Source organism: Williamsia muralis, from assembly GCF_002735905.1.
Lineage (GTDB): Bacteria > Actinomycetota > Actinomycetes > Mycobacteriales > Mycobacteriaceae > Williamsia > Williamsia muralis_A.
Genome location: NZ_PEBD01000010.1, coordinates 460,749 through 480,956, shown reverse-complemented (window position 1 = coordinate 480,956; position 20,208 = coordinate 460,749). Strand labels below are relative to the sequence as shown.

At 65.9% G+C, this 20,208-nt stretch carries 16 protein-coding genes and 1 pseudogene; 9 read left to right on the top strand and 8 right to left on the bottom strand.

Annotation, left to right across the window (positions count from 1 at the left end; translation table 11 throughout):
• The 4 genes from CSW57_RS15975 to CSW57_RS15960 all read right to left on the bottom strand — a co-directional run bounded on the left by CSW57_RS15975 (nucleotide 1) and on the right by CSW57_RS15960 (nucleotide 3,374).
• A complete protein-coding gene (locus CSW57_RS15975) occupies nucleotides 1–690 on the bottom strand; it encodes a response regulator transcription factor (protein ID WP_023961315.1) in 690 nt (229 codons plus the stop codon).
• On the bottom strand, nucleotides 687–2,006 hold the full coding sequence (locus CSW57_RS15970; protein ID WP_223249298.1) for a sensor histidine kinase: 1,320 nt from the start codon (nucleotides 2,004–2,006) through the stop codon (nucleotides 687–689). The genes CSW57_RS15975 and CSW57_RS15970 overlap by 4 nt, the downstream gene beginning before the upstream one ends.
• A 178-nt stretch (nucleotides 2,007–2,184) precedes the next feature.
• Nucleotides 2,185–2,478, bottom strand: coding sequence for a GNAT family N-acetyltransferase (locus tag CSW57_RS15965; RefSeq protein ID WP_023961312.1), 294 nt, complete (start codon nucleotides 2,476–2,478; stop codon nucleotides 2,185–2,187).
• A 149-nt stretch (nucleotides 2,479–2,627) separates the two neighbouring features.
• A complete protein-coding gene (locus CSW57_RS15960) occupies nucleotides 2,628–3,374 on the bottom strand; it encodes a phosphoglyceromutase (protein ID WP_099383696.1) in 747 nt (248 codons plus the stop codon).
• Between the two features lie 109 nt (nucleotides 3,375–3,483).
• On the opposite strand from CSW57_RS15960, the gene CSW57_RS15955 reads away from it, so the two are divergent.
• Nucleotides 3,484–4,227 carry a tyrosine-protein phosphatase gene (locus CSW57_RS15955; RefSeq protein ID WP_099383695.1) on the top strand — a complete coding sequence of 248 codons (744 nt, stop codon included), beginning with the start codon at nucleotides 3,484–3,486 and terminating at the stop codon, nucleotides 4,225–4,227.
• Between the two features lie 89 nt (nucleotides 4,228–4,316).
• Complete coding sequence (locus CSW57_RS15950; protein WP_099383694.1) at nucleotides 4,317–5,786, top strand: MFS transporter; 1,470 nt, start codon at nucleotides 4,317–4,319, stop codon at nucleotides 5,784–5,786.
• An 87-nt stretch (nucleotides 5,787–5,873) separates the two neighbouring features.
• Here CSW57_RS15950 and CSW57_RS15945 read toward each other — a convergent pair whose 3' ends face one another.
• From CSW57_RS15945 to CSW57_RS15930, 4 genes and pseudogenes are all read right to left on the bottom strand, one after another.
• Nucleotides 5,874–7,478 carry an AMP-binding protein gene (locus CSW57_RS15945; RefSeq protein WP_099383693.1) on the bottom strand — a complete coding sequence of 535 codons (1,605 nt, stop codon included), beginning with the start codon at nucleotides 7,476–7,478 and terminating at the stop codon, nucleotides 5,874–5,876.
• A 237-nt stretch (nucleotides 7,479–7,715) separates the two neighbouring features.
• A pseudogene (locus tag CSW57_RS15940) lies at nucleotides 7,716–8,318 on the bottom strand (YbjN domain-containing protein); the annotation flags it as partial.
• Entirely contained in the window at nucleotides 8,315–9,745 is a 1,431-nt protein-coding gene (mshA, locus tag CSW57_RS15935) for a D-inositol-3-phosphate glycosyltransferase (RefSeq protein ID WP_099383692.1), read from the bottom strand. The pseudogene CSW57_RS15940 and the gene mshA, both read right to left, overlap by 4 nt.
• Nucleotides 9,742–10,632, bottom strand: a complete 891-nt coding sequence (locus CSW57_RS15930) for an alpha/beta fold hydrolase (RefSeq protein ID WP_223249297.1) — start codon at nucleotides 10,630–10,632, stop codon at nucleotides 9,742–9,744. Before CSW57_RS15930 ends, mshA begins: the two co-directional genes overlap by 4 nt.
• Before the next feature lie 119 nt (nucleotides 10,633–10,751).
• Between CSW57_RS15930 and CSW57_RS15925 the strand changes: the two genes are divergently transcribed.
• The 7 genes from CSW57_RS15925 (at nucleotide 10,752) to CSW57_RS15895 (ending at nucleotide 20,107) form a co-directional block, all read left to right on the top strand.
• Nucleotides 10,752–11,726, top strand: coding sequence for a pirin family protein (locus CSW57_RS15925; protein WP_062797264.1), 975 nt, complete (start codon nucleotides 10,752–10,754; stop codon nucleotides 11,724–11,726).
• A 48-nt stretch (nucleotides 11,727–11,774) separates the two neighbouring features.
• On the top strand, nucleotides 11,775–13,013 hold the full coding sequence (locus CSW57_RS15920) for a cytochrome P450 (protein WP_099383691.1): 1,239 nt from the start codon (nucleotides 11,775–11,777) through the stop codon (nucleotides 13,011–13,013).
• Nucleotides 13,010–13,594 carry a TetR/AcrR family transcriptional regulator gene (locus CSW57_RS15915; protein ID WP_099383690.1) on the top strand — a complete coding sequence of 195 codons (585 nt, stop codon included), beginning with the start codon at nucleotides 13,010–13,012 and terminating at the stop codon, nucleotides 13,592–13,594. The genes CSW57_RS15920 and CSW57_RS15915 overlap by 4 nt, the downstream gene beginning before the upstream one ends.
• A gap of 101 nt (nucleotides 13,595–13,695) precedes the next feature.
• The gene (locus CSW57_RS15910) at nucleotides 13,696–14,715 is read left to right on the top strand and encodes a metal ABC transporter solute-binding protein, Zn/Mn family (protein ID WP_099383689.1); all 1,020 of its coding nucleotides are present in this window, start codon (nucleotides 13,696–13,698) and stop codon (nucleotides 14,713–14,715) included.
• A 48-nt stretch (nucleotides 14,716–14,763) separates the two neighbouring features.
• On the top strand, nucleotides 14,764–15,633 hold the full coding sequence (locus tag CSW57_RS15905; RefSeq protein WP_099384521.1) for a metal ABC transporter ATP-binding protein: 870 nt from the start codon (nucleotides 14,764–14,766) through the stop codon (nucleotides 15,631–15,633).
• Nucleotides 15,630–16,529, top strand: a complete 900-nt coding sequence (locus CSW57_RS15900) for a metal ABC transporter permease (RefSeq protein WP_099383688.1) — start codon at nucleotides 15,630–15,632, stop codon at nucleotides 16,527–16,529. Before CSW57_RS15905 ends, CSW57_RS15900 begins: the two co-directional genes overlap by 4 nt.
• A gap of 116 nt (nucleotides 16,530–16,645) precedes the next feature.
• Nucleotides 16,646–20,107, top strand: coding sequence for a BTAD domain-containing putative transcriptional regulator (locus CSW57_RS15895; RefSeq protein WP_099383687.1), 3,462 nt, complete (start codon nucleotides 16,646–16,648; stop codon nucleotides 20,105–20,107).
• The last annotated feature ends 101 nt before the right edge of the window (nucleotides 20,108–20,208 follow it).

Sequence of the window (20,208 nt, the reverse complement as noted above, 5' to 3'; positions counted from 1 at the left end):
TCAGGGCTCGAACTTGTAGCCCAGACCGCGCACCGTCACAAGGTGTTTCGGATTGCCAGGGTCGGATTCGATCTTCGACCGCAGCCGCTTGACGTGGACGTCGAGGGTCTTGGTGTCGCCGACGTAGTCGGCGCCCCACACCCGGTCGATGAGCTGTCCGCGGGTGAGCACCCGTCCGGCATTGCGGAGCAGATACTCGAGCAGGTCGAACTCCTTGAGCGGCAACGTCACCGACTGCCCACTGGCCGAGACCGTATGGCGTTCGACGTCCATCGAGACCGGGCCGGCCTCGATGAGTCCGCCGTCGAGGTCGTCGGTCTCGGCCGAATCGCCACCGCGGCGCAGGACCGCCCTGATCCGCGCGATCAGCTCACGGGCCGAATAAGGTTTGGTCACATAGTCATCGGCGCCCAACTCGAGCCCGACAACCTTGTCGATCTCGCTGTCGCGGGCAGTCACCATGATCACCGGCACCGACGACTTGGCGCGGATCGCCTTGCACACCTCGGTACCCGAGGCACCCGGCAGCATGAGGTCCAGGAGGACGATGTCGGGACCGACGCGTTCGAAGACGGGCAACGCGGAGTTGCCGTCGGTGACGATGGTGGCCTCGAATCCCTCCTTACGAAGCAGGAACGCAAGCGGGTCGGCCAAGGACTCCTCGTCCTCGACGATCAGCACATGTGTCAACGGCTCAGTTCTCTCTCTTCGGTGACCACGGTCTGCGTGGTCGGTTCTGCGCTTGTGGCAGTGGACAATTCGGGGGCTCGCGAGGTGGTGCGTGTCGCCAGCGGGATGGTGAGGGTGAAGGTGGATCCGGTGCCGGGTTTGCTCCACAGGTCGATGGATCCGCCGTGGTTCACCGCAACGTGTTTGACGATGGCCAGTCCCAGGCCTGTGCCCCCGGTGGCTCGTGACCTCGCCTTGTCGACCCGGAAGAAGCGTTCGAACACCCGCTGCTGGTGTTGCGGGGCGATCCCGATGCCGCGGTCGGTGACGGCGATGGCCACCATCTGGCGGTTGTCGATGGTCACCACACGCCTGCTCACCGACACCGCGGTACCGCTGGGCGAGTAGGCGATTGCGTTGGCCACGAGATTGTTCAGGGCGGTGAGCAACAGGGTGTGGTCGCCGTCGACGTGCAGATCGGAGTCCTCGTCGGTGGTGAGTTTGATGCCGGCGGCCTCGGCGTTGATCTGGGCGCGGTCGATGACCTCGTCGATGAGCACGTCCACCTCCACGTCTTCGAGGTCGGGCAGTTTCTCGGCGCCTTGCAACCGCGACAGCGCGATCAACTCCGAAACCATGTTGCCCATGCGCAGGGCCTCGACGCGGACCCGCTCTCCGAAGTGCTCCACCGAGTACGGGTCATCGGCCGATTCCATCAACGCCTCGGCCAGCAGTCCGATGGCGGCGACGGGCGTTTTGAGTTCGTGCGAGACGTTGGCCACGAAGTCGCGGCGTGTCTGCTCGACCCGCATGTGTTCGGAGTCGTCTTGGCCGTAGATGACGGTGTAGCGCTCGTCTCCGTCCGAGATCCGTTCGGTGACACACGAGACCGACTGGATCTTGCGGCCCGGCCCCCGGCCGGTGGACACAAAGGCCCCGATGCCTTGCGGCGGCACGAAGGTGAACCTGCTGGTGTCGCCGCTCTCGAGTGTGTATCGGGCGTAGCCCCACACGTCGTCGTCGAGTAGATGGTCGCGGACCATGCCGAGGGCGTTGGCGCGATCGTTGAAGAACACGACGTCGCGGACGTCGTCGACCACCGCAACACCGGTCTCACCACCGTCGATGATCAGGTCGAGAAGGGTGGCGCGGGTCATCCGGGGAACCCTGGCGGACGACGGGTGCAGGAGTGGGGCGACATCGGACTCGACCGGTGTTGCCGATCGAGTGAGGTCGGAGAACGCGGAGACGGCGCGCCTGCGGCCCAGATACCATCCGGCCGCCACGCCGATAAGAAGTGCCAGCACGCCCACTGCCGCGATGAAAATTGCGGTCACAAGCAAATCTTACGGGCAGGGCAACAGGACACCACAGCAGAATGCTGGGCAGTGACGGTCGGTAACAAGTCAGCGCGCAAGTGTTCGGACGCTGTTCATCCGATGGTCGCCGAAAGAGCCCCACACGCGCGGTCGGAAGGGATCGGGCTCATCGAATCGAGGTGACGTCCAGGGTGGATCAGCGGGTGACCTCGGTGGCCATCGGCGCATATTGCGGGTGTTGTTCGATGAAATATCCGACGTACGAGCACAGCGGTACGACTTTCTTCCCGGAGCGCTCGATATCGTCGAGGACATATTTCACCAGGTGTCCGGCATAACCTTTGCCGCTGAATTGATCGAGCACGACGGTGTGGGTCAGCACCACCTGCTCGGGCTCACTGACGTAGTCGAGATATCCGACGTATTGCTCGCCGTCGAAGATCTCATACCGTTCCTGGGCCTGAGAATGTGTCACGCGGATATTTGCCATGCAATGCTCCCCCGCCTCAGCTGGATTCGCCGGTCAGATGGGCAAGCGCCATCATGAGACCAGGGTAGACCTGATCAACGGGTACGAGAGCGGGATGCGGCAATCACTTGATGCCGAATTTCCGATCGGAAAGAAAGAGCGATTGCTCGCTATTTACTGCCCTGTGCCGCCACCGCCGCGGCCCCCGCAGCGGCAGCCTCAGGGTCTAGATATGCCCCGCCTTTGACGACCGGCCGAAGATTGTCGTCGAGGTCATAGCGCAGCGGATTACCCGTCGGAATGTTCAGCCCCGCGATGTCGTCGTCCGAAATCCCGTCGAGGTGCTTCACCAGAGCTCGCAGCGAATTGCCGTGCGCAGCCACCAACACCGTCTTGCCCGCCTTGAGGTCGGCGACGATGGCCTCGTTGTAGTACGGGATCAATCGGTCGACCACATCCTTGAGGCATTCGGTCTGCGGAACTGCCGGCAGGTCCGCATACCGGGGATCTGCGTCCTGGCTGTACTCGCTGCCCGTCTCCAGGACCGGAGGCGGGGTGTCGTAACTACGGCGCCACAACATGAACTGGTCGTTGCCGAACTTCTCTTTCGTCTCGGCCTTGTTCAGACCCTGCAGAGCGCCGTAGTGCCGCTCATTCAGCCGCCAGTCACGCACCACCGGGATCCAATGGCGGTCGGCCCTGTCCAGGGCGATCTGAGCGGTCGAGATCGCGCGCCGGAGCAGCGAGGTGTACAGGACGTCAGGGAGCAGATCGTGCTCGACGAGCAGCTCGCCGGCGCGTACCGCTTCGGCCTCGCCCTTCTCGGTGAGGGCAACGTCGACCCAACCGGTGAACTGGTTGGACGCATTCCACACGCTTTCACCGTGACGCATCAAGATCAGGGTTCCGTTGCTCATAGAGCAGTAGTTTTCCACAGGCCCACCGGCGCGGCATTCGACACCTATCGGTCGATCGAGGCCACACAACAACAACACACCGCGCGGATCGACCCCCTACACTGACGCCATGCTCTCAGGCGCGTGGAATTTCCGTGATGTATCCGGCCTCAAGACCACCGAAGGCCGTTGCGTCGCTTCGGGTTTGCTGTTCCGCAGTTCGGAACTGAGCAACCTCGACGACACCGGCGGGCAAGATCTCATCAACCTGGGCGTCACCGATGTCTTCGATCTGCGCGATTACGCGGAGATCGAGAAGAGCGGGTCGGACCGCGTTCCGGACTCGATCGATGTGCACATCGTCCCCTTCGATCTCCGGCCGGACGGTAAGGCACCCCACGAGATGTCGGGCGACGACTACATCGCCAACCGCACCCGCTACATGTACGACGTCTACGCACAGATGCCCGCGCTCCCCGGAGCGATGAACACGGTGGACCAGGTGATCAAGTTGCTCGGTGACCCCGAACGGCGGGTACTGGTGCACTGCGCAGCCGGCAAGGACCGCACCGGCTGGGTGGTGGCTGCCGTGCTCACCGCGCTCGCGGTGGATCCCGACGAGATCATGGCCGACTACCTGGAGAGCAACGGCGACATCGACGCCCTTCGCGCGCACCTGCAGCGCATCTACGGTCCATCGGAGGGCGGCGAACCGATCGAGATCTCTGATGACCTCCTCGGGGTGAAGGCCGACTACCTACAGAGCGCGCGGGAGGCCGCCCTGGAGGAGTTCGGCACGTTCGACGACTATCTGACGGCCTGCCGCGTGACCCCAGGTGACCTGGATCGCTTACGCGCCCGCATGCTGACGTAGTCACAAACCGGCCAACCCGGGCTCCGCGTGCAGGTCAGCACGCGTGTCCGATTTGTTTGGCGAACTCATTTGCATGCATGATGCAAGTAATGAAAAGCGAGTCGAACTCCAGTCCCAACCCGAACCTGCTCATCGCGGTGTTGTGCTTCGGGGGGTTGCTGGCATCGTTCATGCAGACGCTGGTGATTCCGATTGTCGGCAAGCTGCCGGAGTATTTGAACACCAGCGCCGACAACGCGTCGTGGGTGATCACGTCAACGCTGCTCGCGGCCGCGGTGGGCATGCCGATCGCGGGGCGATTGGCAGATATGTTCGGCAAGCGCAGCGTCATCCTGGGATGTATCGCCGCGATGATCATCGGGTCCGTCATCTGTGCTCTGACATCGCTTGTGGTTCCGATGATCGTCGGTCGTGGACTCCAGGGCCTGGCGATGGGTCTGATCCCCTGCGGCATCAGTTTGCTGCGGGACAAGCTGGAGCCGGCGCGGGTCCCCGGGGCCATCGCAACGATGTCCGCGACCCTGGGTGTCGGCGGTGCCATCGGTTTGCCGGTCGCCGCCTGGATCACGCAGACCTTTGACTGGCACGTGCTGTTCTGGACCTCTGCCGGTCTCGCCACCTTCACCTTCATCCTGGTGTTCACGCTGGTGAGCGAGTCGCACGTGAAGTCACCGGGCACCTTCGACATCATCGGCGCAGCAGGTTTGACCACCGCGTTGGTGGCGCTGTTGCTCGCGTTGTCGAAGGGTGCGACGTGGGGCTGGACCAGTGTCACGACGCTGGGGCTCACCGCTGCCGGTGTCGTGATCCTGGCCCTCTGGGGCTGGTTCGAACTGCGCACGAAGACGCCACTGGTCGATCTGCGCACGTCTCGGCAGCCGGTGATCGTCTTGACCAACGCCTCGTCCGTGCTCGTAGGCTTCTCGCTCATGGCGATCGGCCTGTCCGCGCCGCAGCTGCTGCAGATCCCCAACATTCCCGGAGTTGTCGACTACGGCATGGGCGAGACGATCCTGGCCACCGGCCTGATCCTGGCGCCGGGTGGACTGATGATGATGTTCCTGTCCCCGGTGTCCGCGCGGCTCAACATCGCCATCGGTCCGAAGTTCACACTGCTCATCGGCGCCTCGGTCATCGCGGCCGGTTATGTGACATCGGTCTTCCTCATGGCTGAACCATGGCAGATCCTGGTGGCCAACATCATCGTGAGCACGGGTGTCGGGATCGGATACTCGGCGATGCCCGCTCTCATCATGTCCGCGGCTCCGCTCCACCAGATGGCAGCGGCGAACAGCCTCAACTCGCTGATGCGCTCGATCGGTACCGCCATCGCATCAGCCCTGCTCGCAACAATCCTTGCCAGTTCGGTCATTGATCTCGGCGGTGGCCAGAGCGTTCCGTCGGAGTCCAGTTTCCGGCTGGTCTTCATCGTCGGCAGTATCGCCGCAATCGGCGCTGCCCTACTGGCGTTGTGCATCCCGAACAAGTACGTACGGCCGCCGGCCTCGCCCGGGGCGATCGAGGCCAACGACAGCGCGCAGGCAAGCCAGAAGGTCTGAGCCACAAACCTTCGCGAACACGCCGGACATACGAAGACGATCCACCTACCAGGTGGATCGTCTTCGTATTGTGGAGCGTCTCTGGGATCAGGCGGGCTTGCGCAGATCCTTGCGGAGGATCTTGCCTGCCGCGCTCTTCGGGATCGCGTCGATGAACTCCACCTCGCGGACCTTCTTGTGCGGCGCGACCTGTCCGGCGACGAAGTCGATCACCTGCTGTTCGGTGAGCTCGGCGTCGGGGCGCTTGACCACGAACGCCTTCGGGATCTCCTCGCCGGTGTCGGCCTCGATCACGCCGATGACCGCGACGTCCGCGACATCGTCATGGGTGAGCAGCAACGCCTCGAGTTCGGCGGGCGGCACCTGGTAGCCCTTGTACTTGATGAGCTCCTTGAGCCGGTCCACGATGTAGACGCAACCGTTCGCATCGACCCGTGCCATGTCACCGGTGTGCAGGAACCCGTCGTCGTCGATGGTCTCCTTGGTGGCCTTGTCGTTGTTCAGGTAGCCCGCCATGACGTTCGGGCCCGCCACCCACAGCTCGCCCGGCTCGCTGAGGCCTTCGGCCGGGATGTCGATCTCGTCGCCGGTCGCCGGATCGACGATCTTGTTGACCGTGTTCGGGATCGGCCAACCGCACGACGACAGCGGCGCCTCCGGACCGTCGCCGGGTTTGCTGGGCATGGCGTGGCTGACCGGGCTCAGCTCGCTCATGCCGTAGCCCTGGATGACCCGGGTGTTCAGCCGCTTGGCGACCGCATTTCCCAGCACCTCGTCCAGTGGCGCCGCACCCGACATGATCGTGTGGATGGACGACAGGTCGTACTCGTCGATCATCGGATGTTTTGCGAGAGCGACCGCCACCGGTGGCGCGATGAACACGTAGCTGCACTTGTAGTCCTGCACCGACGTCAAGAACTGCTCGAGGTCGAAACGCGGCATCACAACCAGCTGGCCGCGGTTGAACAGTGCGGCGTTGAGCAACACAGTCATGCCGTAGATGTGAAAGAAGGGCAGCACCGCGAGAACCGAGTCGCTCGCCTGCATGTTCAGCAGTGGCTGAATCTGCGCCACGTTCGCGACGAGGTTGCGATGGGTCAACATCACACCCTTGGGGTTGCCGGTGGTGCCCGAGCTGTACGGCAGGACCGCAAGATGGGTTGCCGGGTCGAAGCTGACGTCCGGTGCCGCGAGGCCGGCACCCAGCAGATCGAGCGCATTCGGGTGGGGGCTCTCTGCCTCTCCGGGCCCGTTCAGCAAGATCACCGCACTCTCGGGCAGACCGACCTGCGCTGCTGCCGCCTTGGCCTGGTCACCGAGCTGGGTGATCGTGATGAGCATCTTGGCACCCGAGTCGGTGAGCTGCTTGGCGATCTCGGGCGCGGTGAACAGCGCGTTGACGGTGGTCGCAGTGGCGCCCGCGCGCAGGATGCCGTGGAACGCGAACGCGAACGCCGAGGTGTTCGGCGACAGCAGCGCCACCTTGTCGCCCACCTCGATGCCACGGGCCGCCAGGGCTCCCGCGAACGCGTTGATCCGGCCTATCAGCTCGCGGTAGGTGGTGCCCTCGGTGGCGCCGGCGTCGATCAGCGCGGTCCGATCCAGGTCCTCCTCGCTGATCGACCCGAACAACGTCTCGTAGATCGAATCCTCGGAGATCTCCACAGGGGGAAAGGGACTCTTGAAACTCATGATTCTTCGGCCTCCGGCATTGTTGTTGACGATCAGTCAACAACAGTAGCAATGCCGGTTGTCAGGGTCTGCCGAATCGGACAGTTAGTCGTCCAGACCGACGTCCGACGACGGGGTTGCCGCGTCGAATGCCCGTGGCCGGCCGCTGTCGCCCTCTTCGCGACCCTTCTCCATACTGCCGATCGGCGCACCACCGGCGGAGGTCGTCCCATCGCCCCCGGAAAGGTGTGCACCGCCGTCACCGCGGGCACGCTCACCGTGCGACCGGGGCGCGCCGCCGTTGCCGTTGTGCGACGGCACCGATCGACCAGGCGCCCCCTCTGACCCGACACCGTCGATGAGGTGCTCGAACGCCTTGAGGTTGTTCAGCGACTCACCGCGCGAGACCCGCCATGCCCATTCACGCCGGATCGAGGTGATGAACCCGATCTCCAGGAGCACGTTGAAGTCGCCGTCGGCTGCTTCGAGGACCTGCCCGAGCAGCCGGTCCAGTTCGGCGTCGGTGATCGACTCCGCAGAATGCCTGCCGACCAGGTAGATATCGCCTGAGTTGTCGAGCGTGTACGCCACGCCGTAGAGCCGTCGGTTGCGTTTGAGCATCCAGCGGTAGACGCCCTCGTGGTTCTCGTCGGGTTTGCGGCAGACAAACGCCTCGATCCGCAATCCGTGTGGGGCTGCGGTCAGCAGCACCGTGGTCTTGAGCTTCTTCTCACCCGGTAGATCCACTACGAAGTAGTCGGCGTCCTTGCCGCCGGAATCCTTACGGCTGAAGGTCATCTCGCGCTCGGTGAGGAATCGGTCGATCGTCGAACCGAGCTCTGAGGTGATCTGTGATGTCATGTTCGTGCCCCATTTCTACGTCCGGCGAACCGGCGTGCCATCCGGGCCAGAGGTCGGGCTTCGGGTTCGGCCACGACTCCGTGCGGAGTGCTTTCTTCTGAGAGGTCGCTCTGCGACTGGGTTGTACCCGAATCGGGCGCATTCGATACCTGTGCACGATTTCGCCGGAAGCTGTCGATGGCCCTGCCGTAACTGGCCAGCAGCTGATCCGCGGTGTGATCCCACGAGAAATTCTGGGCGTGCCGGTGCGCGGCCTCTCCCATTGCCGCGAGGGCGGTTTCGTCTCCCAGCAGACGGTCGAGTTCCCCGGTCCAGCGGTCGATGCCGTGCCCGTCCACCAGGACACCACTGACGCCGTTGTCGACGGCCACCCCCAGCCCGCCCACATCCGCGGCGAGCACGGGTATCCCGGCCGCCTGCGCTTCGATGGCGACCAATCCGAAGCTTTCTGAATAGCTGGGCACCGCAACCACATTCGACGCGCGGTACACCTTGGCCAGCGACTCGGGCGACTGCGGCGGGATGAACGTCACGGACGACTCGATACCGAGGTCACGGGTGAGCTCGATCAGCGACGTGGGGCGTTCCAACCCGGAGCCGGACGGTCCACCGGCCACCAGTACCCGTAGTTTTCGTCCGTTCGAGAGTCCGCGACGGATCAGCGGCGCCGCGGCCCGAAGCAACACGTCCGGAGCCTTGAGTGGCTGGATCCGGCCGACGAACGTCACCACCACCTCGTCAGGGTCCAGTCCGAGGTCGAGCCTGGCGTCGATCCGAGGCCCCGGCGTGTAACACTCGAGATCTGCGCCGGGGGTGACCACGTCGATCCGCGACGGGTCCGCGTGATGGATCGAGATCAGTTGCTGCGCTTCGGTTTCGGTGTTGACGATCAGACGGTCGGCCTCATCGACGACCTGCTGCTCACCCACCTGCCTCATCGGCGGTTCGGGGGTGTCGCCCTCGGCGAGCGAGGCGTTCTTGACCGCGGCGAGAGTGTGTGCGGTGTGCACGAGAGGTACTGCCCATCGGTCGCGGGCCAGCCAGCCGACCTGTCCTGACAGCCAATAGTGCGAGTGGACGAGGTCGTAGTAGCCCACCGGCCGTCCCGCCTCGGCCCGCAGGACACCCGCCGTGAACGCACACAACTGAGTGGGCAGGTCCCGCTTGTCCAGCCCCTCGAACGGACCGGCCACCACGTTCCGCACGGTCACCCCCGGGGCAGCCTCCACCACGGGCTCATCTGCCGAGGATGTTGCGCGCGTGAAGATCTCGACCTCGACACCACGTTGCGCCAGACGTTTGGCGGTCTGCCACACGTAGACGTTCATCCCACCGGCATCTCCGACCCCGGGTTGGGCCAGCGGGGACGTGTGCACCGAGATCAGCGCCACCCGCCGCGGAACCGCGGGACCACCGGCCGGACTCACGACCGGACTCCCCTGCCCTGCTCGGAGCTCCGGACGGATTCGGTGACGAAGCCCTCCACCTGGCGCGCGAAGGTGTCGGGATCGTCGACGAACGGTGCGTGACCGCCGCCTTCCCAGAACTCCGCGGTGGCTGTGGGGATCAGCGACGTGGCATGTTCGGCGCACGAGATGTCGGCCACCGCATCGGCGGTGCCGTGGATGACCAGTGCGGGCACGTCGAGAGCCGCCAGGACGTCGTCGTGGTCGGCGCCGCGGCCGAACAGTGCGCTGCGCACCGCCGGTGCGGTGGCCAGCGATGTGCCGAGGAAGCGTTGAATGGTGGGACCGTCGCCGAGCGGTGTCACCGCGGCGACGAAGTCGGACAACGCCGCCACTGCCACCTTCGGGTCGTCGGACAACGCATCGGGCAGTGCGGCCCGCATCGCCGGCCCGATCCGGCCACCGGGCTTACCCCGCCCCATCGAGGTTGTCGCTCCCACCAGGACGACACCTGCCACGGTGTCCGACGCTCGCCCCAGGGTCGCGAGGTGGTCGCACACGACCAGCCCGCCGTATGACCAGCCGAGCAGGAACACCGGCTGCCCGGGTCCGACCTCGGCGGCGAGCACTGCAGCCACATCAATCGCGAAGTTCGCCGGTCCGAAGTTCTCGGCAGACGTCGCGCCCGGGGGTACGCCGGACTCGCCGTGCCCGCGCAGGTCCATCGCGATGACCCGGTGCCCGCGCCCGAGGAGTTCGAGTAGGTGATCGCCCCAGCAGGTGGACGACTGAGCCCAACCGTGGATGAGCAGCAGTGCCGGGCTGTCTGCGTCGGCGGCCCGCCCGGCGACCCGATAGCTGATGCGCGTGCCGTCGGGAGCCTCGACCTGGCCCATGGTGGTGCCCATGAGTCCACACTAATGGTGTGGCTCTGGGGGCACGGACCAGCGACCGTGGTCACGGAATGAATCGGACCGCGGTCCGGTTATACTGGCTGTACGAACCACCTCCACCTAAGGAGCACGTCATGCCCGCCGTAACAGCCGATACCTTGACCCTGCCCCGCATCGCCGGCCCCGTCGCGACGGACACCGAGCGGCCCGTCAGGTCGGTGACCACCGGACCGCGCGGTTACGAGGGTGAGGGTTTCCCGGTCGTCCGGGCCTTTGCCGGCGTCTCCAAGACCGACCTCGACCCCTTTGTCCACATGGACCAGATGGGCGAGGTCGAATACGAGCCCGGCGAGCCGCGTGGAACCAGCTGGCACCCGCACCGCGGATTCGAAACCGTGACCTACATGATCGACGGCCGGTTCGCCCACCAGGATTCTCATGGCGGTGGCGGCCTGATCGAAGACGGCGCCACACAATGGATGACGGCCGGGTCGGGCATCCTGCACATCGAGACACCGCCCGCAGAGTTGGTCGAGAGTGGCGGCCTGTTCCACGGGGTCCAGCTGTGGGTGAACCTGCCGAAGAAGGCGAAGTTCGCCACCCCGGCCTACCAGTCGATCGAAGGCAACCAAGCCACCCTGCTGAGTTCGCCCGACGGAGGTTCGCTGGTGCGGATCATCGCAGGCGGCATCGACGGCCACACCGGCCCGGGGTCGACCCACACACCGATCACGTTGGCTCACGCCACCATCGAGCCGGGCGCAGCCTTGAACCTGCCGTGGAACCGCGACTTCAACGCACTCGTCTACGTCCTGTCCGGGCGCGGCACCGTGGGACCGGTGGGAAATCCCATCCAGCAGGGTCAGCTCGCAGTCCTCGGACCCGGTGACCGGATCTCCATCTCCGCTGCGCAACAACAGGACTCGAACCGCCCCGCACTCGAGGTGCTGCTGCTCGGGGGTCGCCCGATCCGTGAGCCGGTGTTCCAGTATGGGCCGTTCGTGATGAACTCCCGCGCCGAACTCATCGAGGCGATGGACGACTTCAACGCCGGCAAGTTCGGCCACATCCCGCCGGGTGCGCTCATGCCGCACACCTCGGGAGCCTGACAGCACAAGAGGGTTGACACATTGGCCCAAGTGTCTCACTGTTGAGACATGCAGGCCAATGTGTCATATCCAGCCGAGTTCACCCTGCGCTCTGGGCAGACATGGCGTGAACCCTGGGCGATGTACACGGCACTGCGCGACCATGACCCGGTCCATCGCGTCCGTACCGACCGTCCCGACCGCGACTTCTGGGTGCTCACCCGACACGGCGACGTCAGCCGCGCCGCCGACGACTGGCGCACCTTCACCTCCACCGCAGGCCTCACCGTCACCTATGGCGAACTCGAGAGCCTCGGCCTCGTCGACAACCCGCCCATGGTGATGCAGGACCCGCCTGCGCACACCGACTTCCGCAAGCTGGTGGCCCGCGGGTTCACCCCGAAGCAGGTGACCGACGTCGAGCCCGCGGTGCGGCGTTTTGTCACCGACCGGCTCGATGTCCTCCTCGATGCCGGAGAAGGCGACGTGGTCGCAGACCTGTTCAAACCCCTGCCGTCGATGGTTGTCGCGCACTACCTGGGCGTACCGGAGTCGGACCGGCGCGCGTTCGACGGCTGGACCGAGGCGATCGTCGGCGCCGACAGCTCAGATCTGGCACGAGCAGGCGAAGCCGCATCGGCGGCGGTGGTGGAGCTGATGGGGTATTTCAGCACGCTGATCGCCTATCGGCGAGAGCATCCCGGCGACGACACCGTGTCGCATCTGGTGAGGGCGGGAGTCGGCGAGGACGGCAACACCGAGGGGTTGCTGTCGATCCTCGCCTTCGCCTTCACCATGGTCACCGGGGGAAACGACACCACCACCGGAGTACTGGGCGGTGCCACAGCGTTGCTCGGCGAACACCACGGGCAGCGGCGCGAACTGGCAGACGAGCCCGAACTCATCACCGGGGCGATCGAGGAGTTCCTCCGTCTCACCTCGCCGGTCCAGGGCCTTGCCCGGACCACCACAGTCGACACCGAGGTCGAGACAGAAGACGGACCCGTGACCATTCCGGCGGGTCGCAAAGTCCTGCTCTGTTACGGCGCGGCCAATCGCGATCCGCGGGTTTACGGTGACGACGCGGACCAACTCGACATCCATCGGCGCCCCCGCCAGATCCTCACGTTCAGTCGAGGCGGCCATCACTGCCTCGGGGCGGCAGCGGCGCGCATGCAGGTGCGGGTGACCCTGGAAGAGCTGCTGAGGCGCTGCCCTGACTTCGAGGTCGACGCCGATTCGATCACCTACGCCAAGGGCAATTACGTACGCCGTCCGACCAGACTGCTTGTGCGGACCAACCGGTGACGGCCGCCTCCTGGCTGGGCGAGAGCCGATCGGCCATCGCTGCCGGCCGCATACTCGACGTCGCGGCCGAGCTATTCGCCGAGCACGGGGTGGATGCGGTCAACATGAACCAGATCTCCGCGGCCGCCGGATGCTCGCGGGCCACGCTCTACCGCTACTTCCCGTCCCGCGCCGAACTGCAGATGGCCTTTGTCGAACGCGAGGCCCGTGCGCTGTCGCGGCAGATCGCCGAGCGTGTGACCGACGACGCCGACCCGGCAGAGCGGACCACCGACGCGATTGTCACCGCGGTCGAGGCAGTGCGCGCCGACCCGGTGTTGCACTCCTGGTTTCGCCCCGGCTCGGCAAGCGTGGCGGCCGAACTCGGATCGTCGTCCGCGCTGATCAAGAAGATCGTCACGGCGTTTGTCTCCGACGACCCCACAGGCGGTTCCGTAGACCCGAGCGCCGATGAAGCGTTGCGAGCGCAGTTCATCGTACGAATGATTCTGTCGCTGTTGACAACTCCCGGCACCGACGCCGCCGAGGAGCGCGCTGTCATCGAACGGTTCGTGACGCCGGCCGTGGTGTCGCCAGGCTGATTTCGCCTGGCTGTCGGTAACGGTTATCATTAGCGTCTACCCGATGGAGCCCCCGCCTCGATGAGGCGGGCCATCGTCTCGACGTGAAAGGTCACTCCCCGATGCGCACCTGGTCCCGACCCCTGGCGGTTGCCGCCGCCGTCTCCCTCACCGCCGCGTTGGCGGCCGGATGCTCCTCGGACGACGGGGGCACCACCGCCGACGGCAAGGTGTCCATCGTGGCTTCCACCGACGTCTGGGGTTCGGTCGCCGCTGCGGTCGCCGGCGACAAGGCCGAGGTGACGTCGCTGTACAACTCCCCCACCGGAGACCCGCACGAGTTCGAACCGAACGCACAGGACACGGCCAAGGTCTCCGAAGCTGGTGTGGTGGTCCTCAACGGTGGGCACTACGACACCTACATGGAGGACGCGCCCAAGAGTTCCGATGCCGTCGTGATCAACGCCTTCGAACTCGCCGAGGGTGGGCACGAAGAACCGGGCCATGAAGAAGCAGGGCACGAAGAAGCAGGCCACGACGAAAGCGGCTCCCAGGAATCCGGCCACGAGGAGGAGTCCGGCCACCATCACGGAGCGGGCGGCGCCAATGAGCACGTCTTCTACGATCTCGCGGTCGCCGGACTCGTCGCCGACAAGGTGGCCGAGGCCCTGTCGGAGAAAGACAGCGCCAACGCGCAGACCTACCGCGACAACGTCACCGAGTTCGACAAGCGGCTCGACGAATTGACTGCGCAGGTCGCCGCCATCAAGACCGCGAACCCCGATGCCCCGGTTGCGCAGACCGAACCGCTCGCCTATTACCTGCTACTCGACGCCGGACTCAAAGATGTCACCCCCGCCGGTCTGCAGGACGCGGTCGAGGCCGGGCAGTCGCCGTCGGCCCGCGACATCGCGGCCACCCAGGATCTGCTGCGGGGACGCCAGGTGCGCGCCCTCATCTACAACACGCAGGCAGTTGACGAGGGCACCAAGGCACTTCTCGACATCGCGACCAGGTCGGGCGTGCCGGTGGTCGACTTCACCGAGACCCTGCCCGCCGGGACCACCGACTACATCGAATGGCAGAAGGCTAATGTTGAGTCTCTGACGTCCGCCCTGGCGTCCAAACCAGCCACTCCCTGATCGGCCACCGTGTTCGACCAGACCGACACCAAGCAGTTAGCGCAGTTCATGACCCAGCCCGAATCGGCATCACTTCTGGACAACATCGGTGCCGCCGTCACGATCAGCGGCGCGCGCCTGATGTTCGGGCAGCGGGTGCTGTGGGACGAGTTCGACCTGACCGTGGCCCCCGGTGAGTTCATCGCGATCCTCGGACCCAACGGGTCGGGCAAGACCTCTCTGCTCAAGACACTGCTGGGCCAGTACCAGCTGAACGCGGGAACGGTTGCGGTGCAAGGCCGCAGCCTGCGGGCCGGCGACAGCAGCATCGGGTACATCCCCCAGCAACAGACCCACGATGAGGGTGTGCCGCTACGTGGCCGGGATCTCGTCGGTCTCGGCGTGGACGGGCAGGCGTGGGGCATCGGATGGCGCAACCGAAAGCGCCGCAAGGCTCTTGTCGACGATGCGATCGCTCAGGTGGACGCACGCGAGTTCGCCGACGCCCCGTTGGGACTGCTCAGCGGTGGCGAACAACAGCGGCTTCGGGTTGCGCAGGCACTGTCGGGCGATCCTTCGGTGTTGCTCTGTGACGAGCCGCTGCTCAGTCTCGACCCCGCCAACCAGAGCCGGGTGGCCGCGCTGATCGACCGCCGTCGCCGCGACCACGGAACCGCCGTCCTGTTCGTCACCCACGAGATCAACCCGATCCTCCCGTACGTCGATCGGGTCGTCTACCTCGTCGACGGCCGGTTCCGCATCGGGACGCCGGCGCAGGTCATGACGTCGGAGACCCTCAGCGAGCTTTACCAGACGCGTGTCGATGTCCTGGAGGTGCAGGGCCGGCTGATCGTCGTCGGCGCCGACGAATCCGCCTGCCACGGTGATAGCGGTGACCTCCACCACCTGCCCACCCGCGATGTCGAGGTGAAGGAATGAAGGCCCAGTGGTCGGACTTCTTCGACTTCGACGCCACGATGAACCTGCTCTCCTACGACTTCGTCCAGCAGGCGTTGGTGGCGACCGCGCTGCTCGGCATCCTCGGCGGCGTCCTCGGTCCGATGGTCGTGAGCCGCCAGATGTCGTTTGCCGTCCACGGCACCAGTGAGTTGTCGTTCACCGGCGCCGCTGCCGCCCTGCTGTTCGGCTTCAGCGTCAACCTCGGCGGCGTGATCGGGGCGATCGTCGCGGCCGTCATCTTCGGTTTGCTCGGCAACCGTGTGCGCGAACGTGATTCGGTGATCGGCGTCGTGATGGCGTTCGGCCTCGGACTGGCGGTGCTGTTCATCGCGCTCAACCCGGGACGCATCGGAACCGGATTCAACCTGCTCGCCGGGCAGGCCATCAACGCGGGCACCCAGGGCGCCGAGGCCGTGGTCATCACCACTGTCGTCGTGGTCGCGGCGATGGCTGTCATCTATCGGCCGCTGCTGTTCGCCAGCACCGACCCCCGCGTGGCCGAGGCCCGTGGAGTGCCGATGCGGCTGCTCTCGGTGGTGTTCGCGGTGCTGCTCGGCGCGGCTGTGGCCCAGAGTGTGCAGATCATCGGCGCTCTTCTGGTGATGTCGCTGCTGATCACCCCGGCCGCAGCCGCCATGCGCGTGTCGTCGAACCCCACGGTGGTGCTCGGGTTGTCCATCTTGTTCGCTGAGATCGCCGCGGTCGGCGGTATCGTCTTGTCGCTGGCGCCGGGTCTGCCGGTCTCCGCCTTCGTCACCACCATCTCGTTTGTCATCTACCTGGTATGCCGTGTGGTCGGCTCCAAACGGTCCGCCGGCTCTGGGCGCCGACGGGTTCCCACCTCCAGCAAACCGCTGCTCGGCAGCAGTTTCTGAGACTTTCGCCTTCCGCTGGCTCGAACCTGCTCGGCAAGGGCACGCCGGGGCCGCTGATCGCCTAAGCTCTCAATTCGGGCGACGCAGGCGAAGCGGCCCGGACCGGAAGGCAGGCGATGCGGTATCAGTTGCTCGGACCGCTGTCTGTGGTCCGTCGCGCCGACCACTCGCAGGTCGTCGAGCTCGGATCGCCCAAGCAGCGGATGGTACTGGCGCTGCTGCTCCTCAATCGCGGCACCGTCGTCTCCATCGACCGGCTGTCGGACGCGATCTGGGGAGAAGACGCACCCCCGAGTGCCACGTCCAGCCTGCAGGCCTACATCTCGAATCTGCGCCGGGCGCTGCGTAACGACGCGGTCGGCACCTCACCCATCCGGCGGCAGTCGAACGGGTACATCTTTGAGATCTACGATTCCGAACTCGACATCGACGAGTTCCTGGACCTGGCCAATTCGGCCCGCCAGGCCTCCGACCGCGAGGATTGGGCGCCGGCCCTGGAGACGTCCGATCGGGCTCTCGGCATGTGGCGCGGACAGCTGCTCGACGGTTTCGGTGACGAGAGCTGGGTTCAGACCGAGGCGGCCGGACTCGAAGAACTCCGCAGCGGGTGCCGGGAGAACCGGATCACCGCGCTCCTGGCGCTGGGGCGCGTTCCTCAGGCACTCGCCGATGTGGTGGCACTGCAGACCGAGCAGCCCTATCGCGATCGCAGTTGCTGGCTGCACATGATGGCGCTGCACCGGGCGGGCCGCTCGGCTGAAGCCCTCGATGTGTTCACCGAACATGCGCGCAGACTCGACGACGATCTCGGACTCGAACCGAGCGCCGAGCTGCGCGAGCTGCAGGGTGCCATCCTGCGCCACGACCCGGAGTTGGCCGCGTGGCCCCGCAAACCCAGCTGGTCTGGCGCCGGCGAGATCCGTTCACCCGAACCCGAGGCGGTTCCGGATCAGCCGGTGCCGGCCTCGGCTGCCGCCTCGAGCGGCAAACTCGTGGGCCGCGCGCGCGAGATCGACCACATCGGCCGGCTGCTCGGCGAGGTGGTCGCGGGGAACACACGCTGGCTCATCCTGATCGGCCCGCCTGGCATCGGAAAGACACGACTCGCCGACGAGGCCGCCCAGCGAATGCAGACCCTGGGTGGTCGCGCTGTGTGGGCCCGCAATCCCGAGGAGGGCGCGCCCGCCTGGTGGCCCGCCCGTCAGCTCGTGGAGGCACTGGGCTGCGACCCCGCCGAGATCCTCACCACCCAGGCCGGCGTGGACGCCGACACCGCCCGCTTCACCACGTACGACCGGGTACAGCGCGTCATCGAACAGAGTTCGGCGACAACACCTCTGGCGGTCGTGATCGACGATGCCCAATGGGCCGACGCGATGTCGGTGGGCGCGCTCGCCTCCATGGCGACCGCTGTGCACGGGCACCCGGTGGGCTTCATCATCACTCTGCGTGAGGGTGAGCACGGGACCGCGCTGGGCCGGCTTCTCAGCGCGGTCGCCCGCGGAGGTGGCAATCGTCAGATCGTCGTGTCGGCACTGGCCGATGACGATGCCGCGACACTGGCCAATGAGATCGCCGACGAAGCCCTGTCCGACACGGAGGTCTCCCGCCTGATCAGACGCACGGGCGGCAATCCGCTGTTCGTCTCCGAATACGCACGCCTGTCCAAGGACGAACGTGACGCCGGCGAACTGCCCCAGGCAGTTCGCTCCGTGCTCGGCCTGAGGCTGGCCGGCCTCGATCCTGCTGTGCTGCAAGTGCTCCGGATGGCCGCTGTCATCGGGGACGCAATCGACGTGGCGCTGCTCTCGGCCACCACCCGCCTCGACATCGATTCGCTCGCCGACCATCTCGACGAGGCGGCCGATGCCCGGATCATCGCCGCGGCCCCGGGCACCGACGGTTACGCGTTCGCCCACGGATTGCTTCGCGAGGAAGTGCTGGCCCAGATGCCGACGCTGCGTCGTAAACGCGCGCACGCCAAAGTCGGCGAGGTACTCGAAGGCGCATCGGGCTCGGACGTGTTGGGCAGGCGCGCACAACATCTCATGGCCGCGCTGCCTCTGGTGGAGGCCCGCGACGCGGTCGCGGCTTGCATCGCGGCCGCCACCGCTGCCGCCGAGCGATGGAACTCCGAGTCCGCGGCCAATTGGTGGCATCAGGCACTGGTGGCCTACGACCTGTTGCCCGCAGCCGATCAGGACGACGCAGAGCGGGACGGCCTCACCGTGTCCTATCTCGAGGCGCTGTCACGCTCGGGCCGTGGCCAGACCGTACTCGACACGGTCGAAACGGAACTGGCCATGGCCATCCGCACCGAGAAGACCGCGACCATCGGAAAACTGGCCGGTTCGCTGCTGCGTTCGGGCGGCGGGTGGCCGTGGGTGACCCCGGGCAAGGACCCGGCGCCATTGCTGGCCCTGCTGTTTCGCGCCGAACAAATTGTCGCGGACGAACATGCCGCGCGCGCACAGGTTCTCGGAGCCCTGTGTGTCGGGCACAGCTATCACCCCGACCCGACTCTGGCACCCGAATTGATAGTCCAGGCAGAGCATTTCGCGGCCATCGCGGACGACCCCGAGATCACCGCCGAGGTGATGATGGCCCGGTTGATCACTTTTTCCGGCGTCGCAACCCATGCCGCCGAAGCCATTGCCACGATCGATGACCTGCTGACCTTCGCGCACAGCCAGGCCCGATTCGACACCGTGATCGCACACTCGATCGCGACGATGGCTGCGTTCACCCTCGGCGACGTGCACGCGGTCCGGGGCCATCTACTCCAGGCGATCAACGGCAGCGAGGAACTGAACCTGCCGATCTTGCGTGCACAGCTCCGCTGGATGGAGGTGGTGGTTGCGGTCTGGGACGGCGACTTCGAACGGGCCACCCGCCACCGGGCCATCGCCAAACGTGTCCACGAGCAGACCGAGCTGTACGTGACCGGACAGTCCAACATGTCCTTGATGGGCTTGCGCCGCGAGCAGGGCCATCTGTCCGAAGACGAGGCGTCGATGGCCCGCGAGCTGATCGAGGGTGTGGCGGCCAGCGCCGAGGACACCGACATGATCGGCGTCATCGCGGCCGGATTGGCCACCGTCCCCGGTGCTCCGGTCGACCGGAACCTGGCCGAGAAACTCATCCGGCAGCGGCAAGACACCCGCGGGGCACACGTGTGGCACACGCTCGGTCACGCAACGGCTCTCGCCCACCTGGTGGCGCAGTTCGAGCTGACCGACTTCGCCGCAGACTTCATCGTCGAACTCGAACCCTTCACCGGGTGCATCGGCGTGATCGGTCAGCTCAGTTCCGTCGGCCCTGTGGACCTCGCCCTCGCCAGGCTTCACATGTTGCTGGGCCACACCGCTGCCGCAACCGAGGCAGTGGCGGTGGCGGCGGAGGTCGCCGAGCGCAACGGCGGGCAACCGACCCTTCTTCGTTGCCGCCTTCTCCAGTGGCAGCTGCGTCCGTCGGCCGAACGACATCTCGACGAACTCGACGACATCGGTACCCGGGCGGCCGAGTTCGGTATGGCAGGCCTCCTCGACGACGTGCGCACAGCGCGTGAGCAGGCCTGACGCGGACCCTGCACCGGGATCACCAAACGGATTCGGCTTACTTCTTGAGGTTTTCTTGGACTCGTCGCCAAGCAGATGCCAAGTGATGTGACGCAACCTGT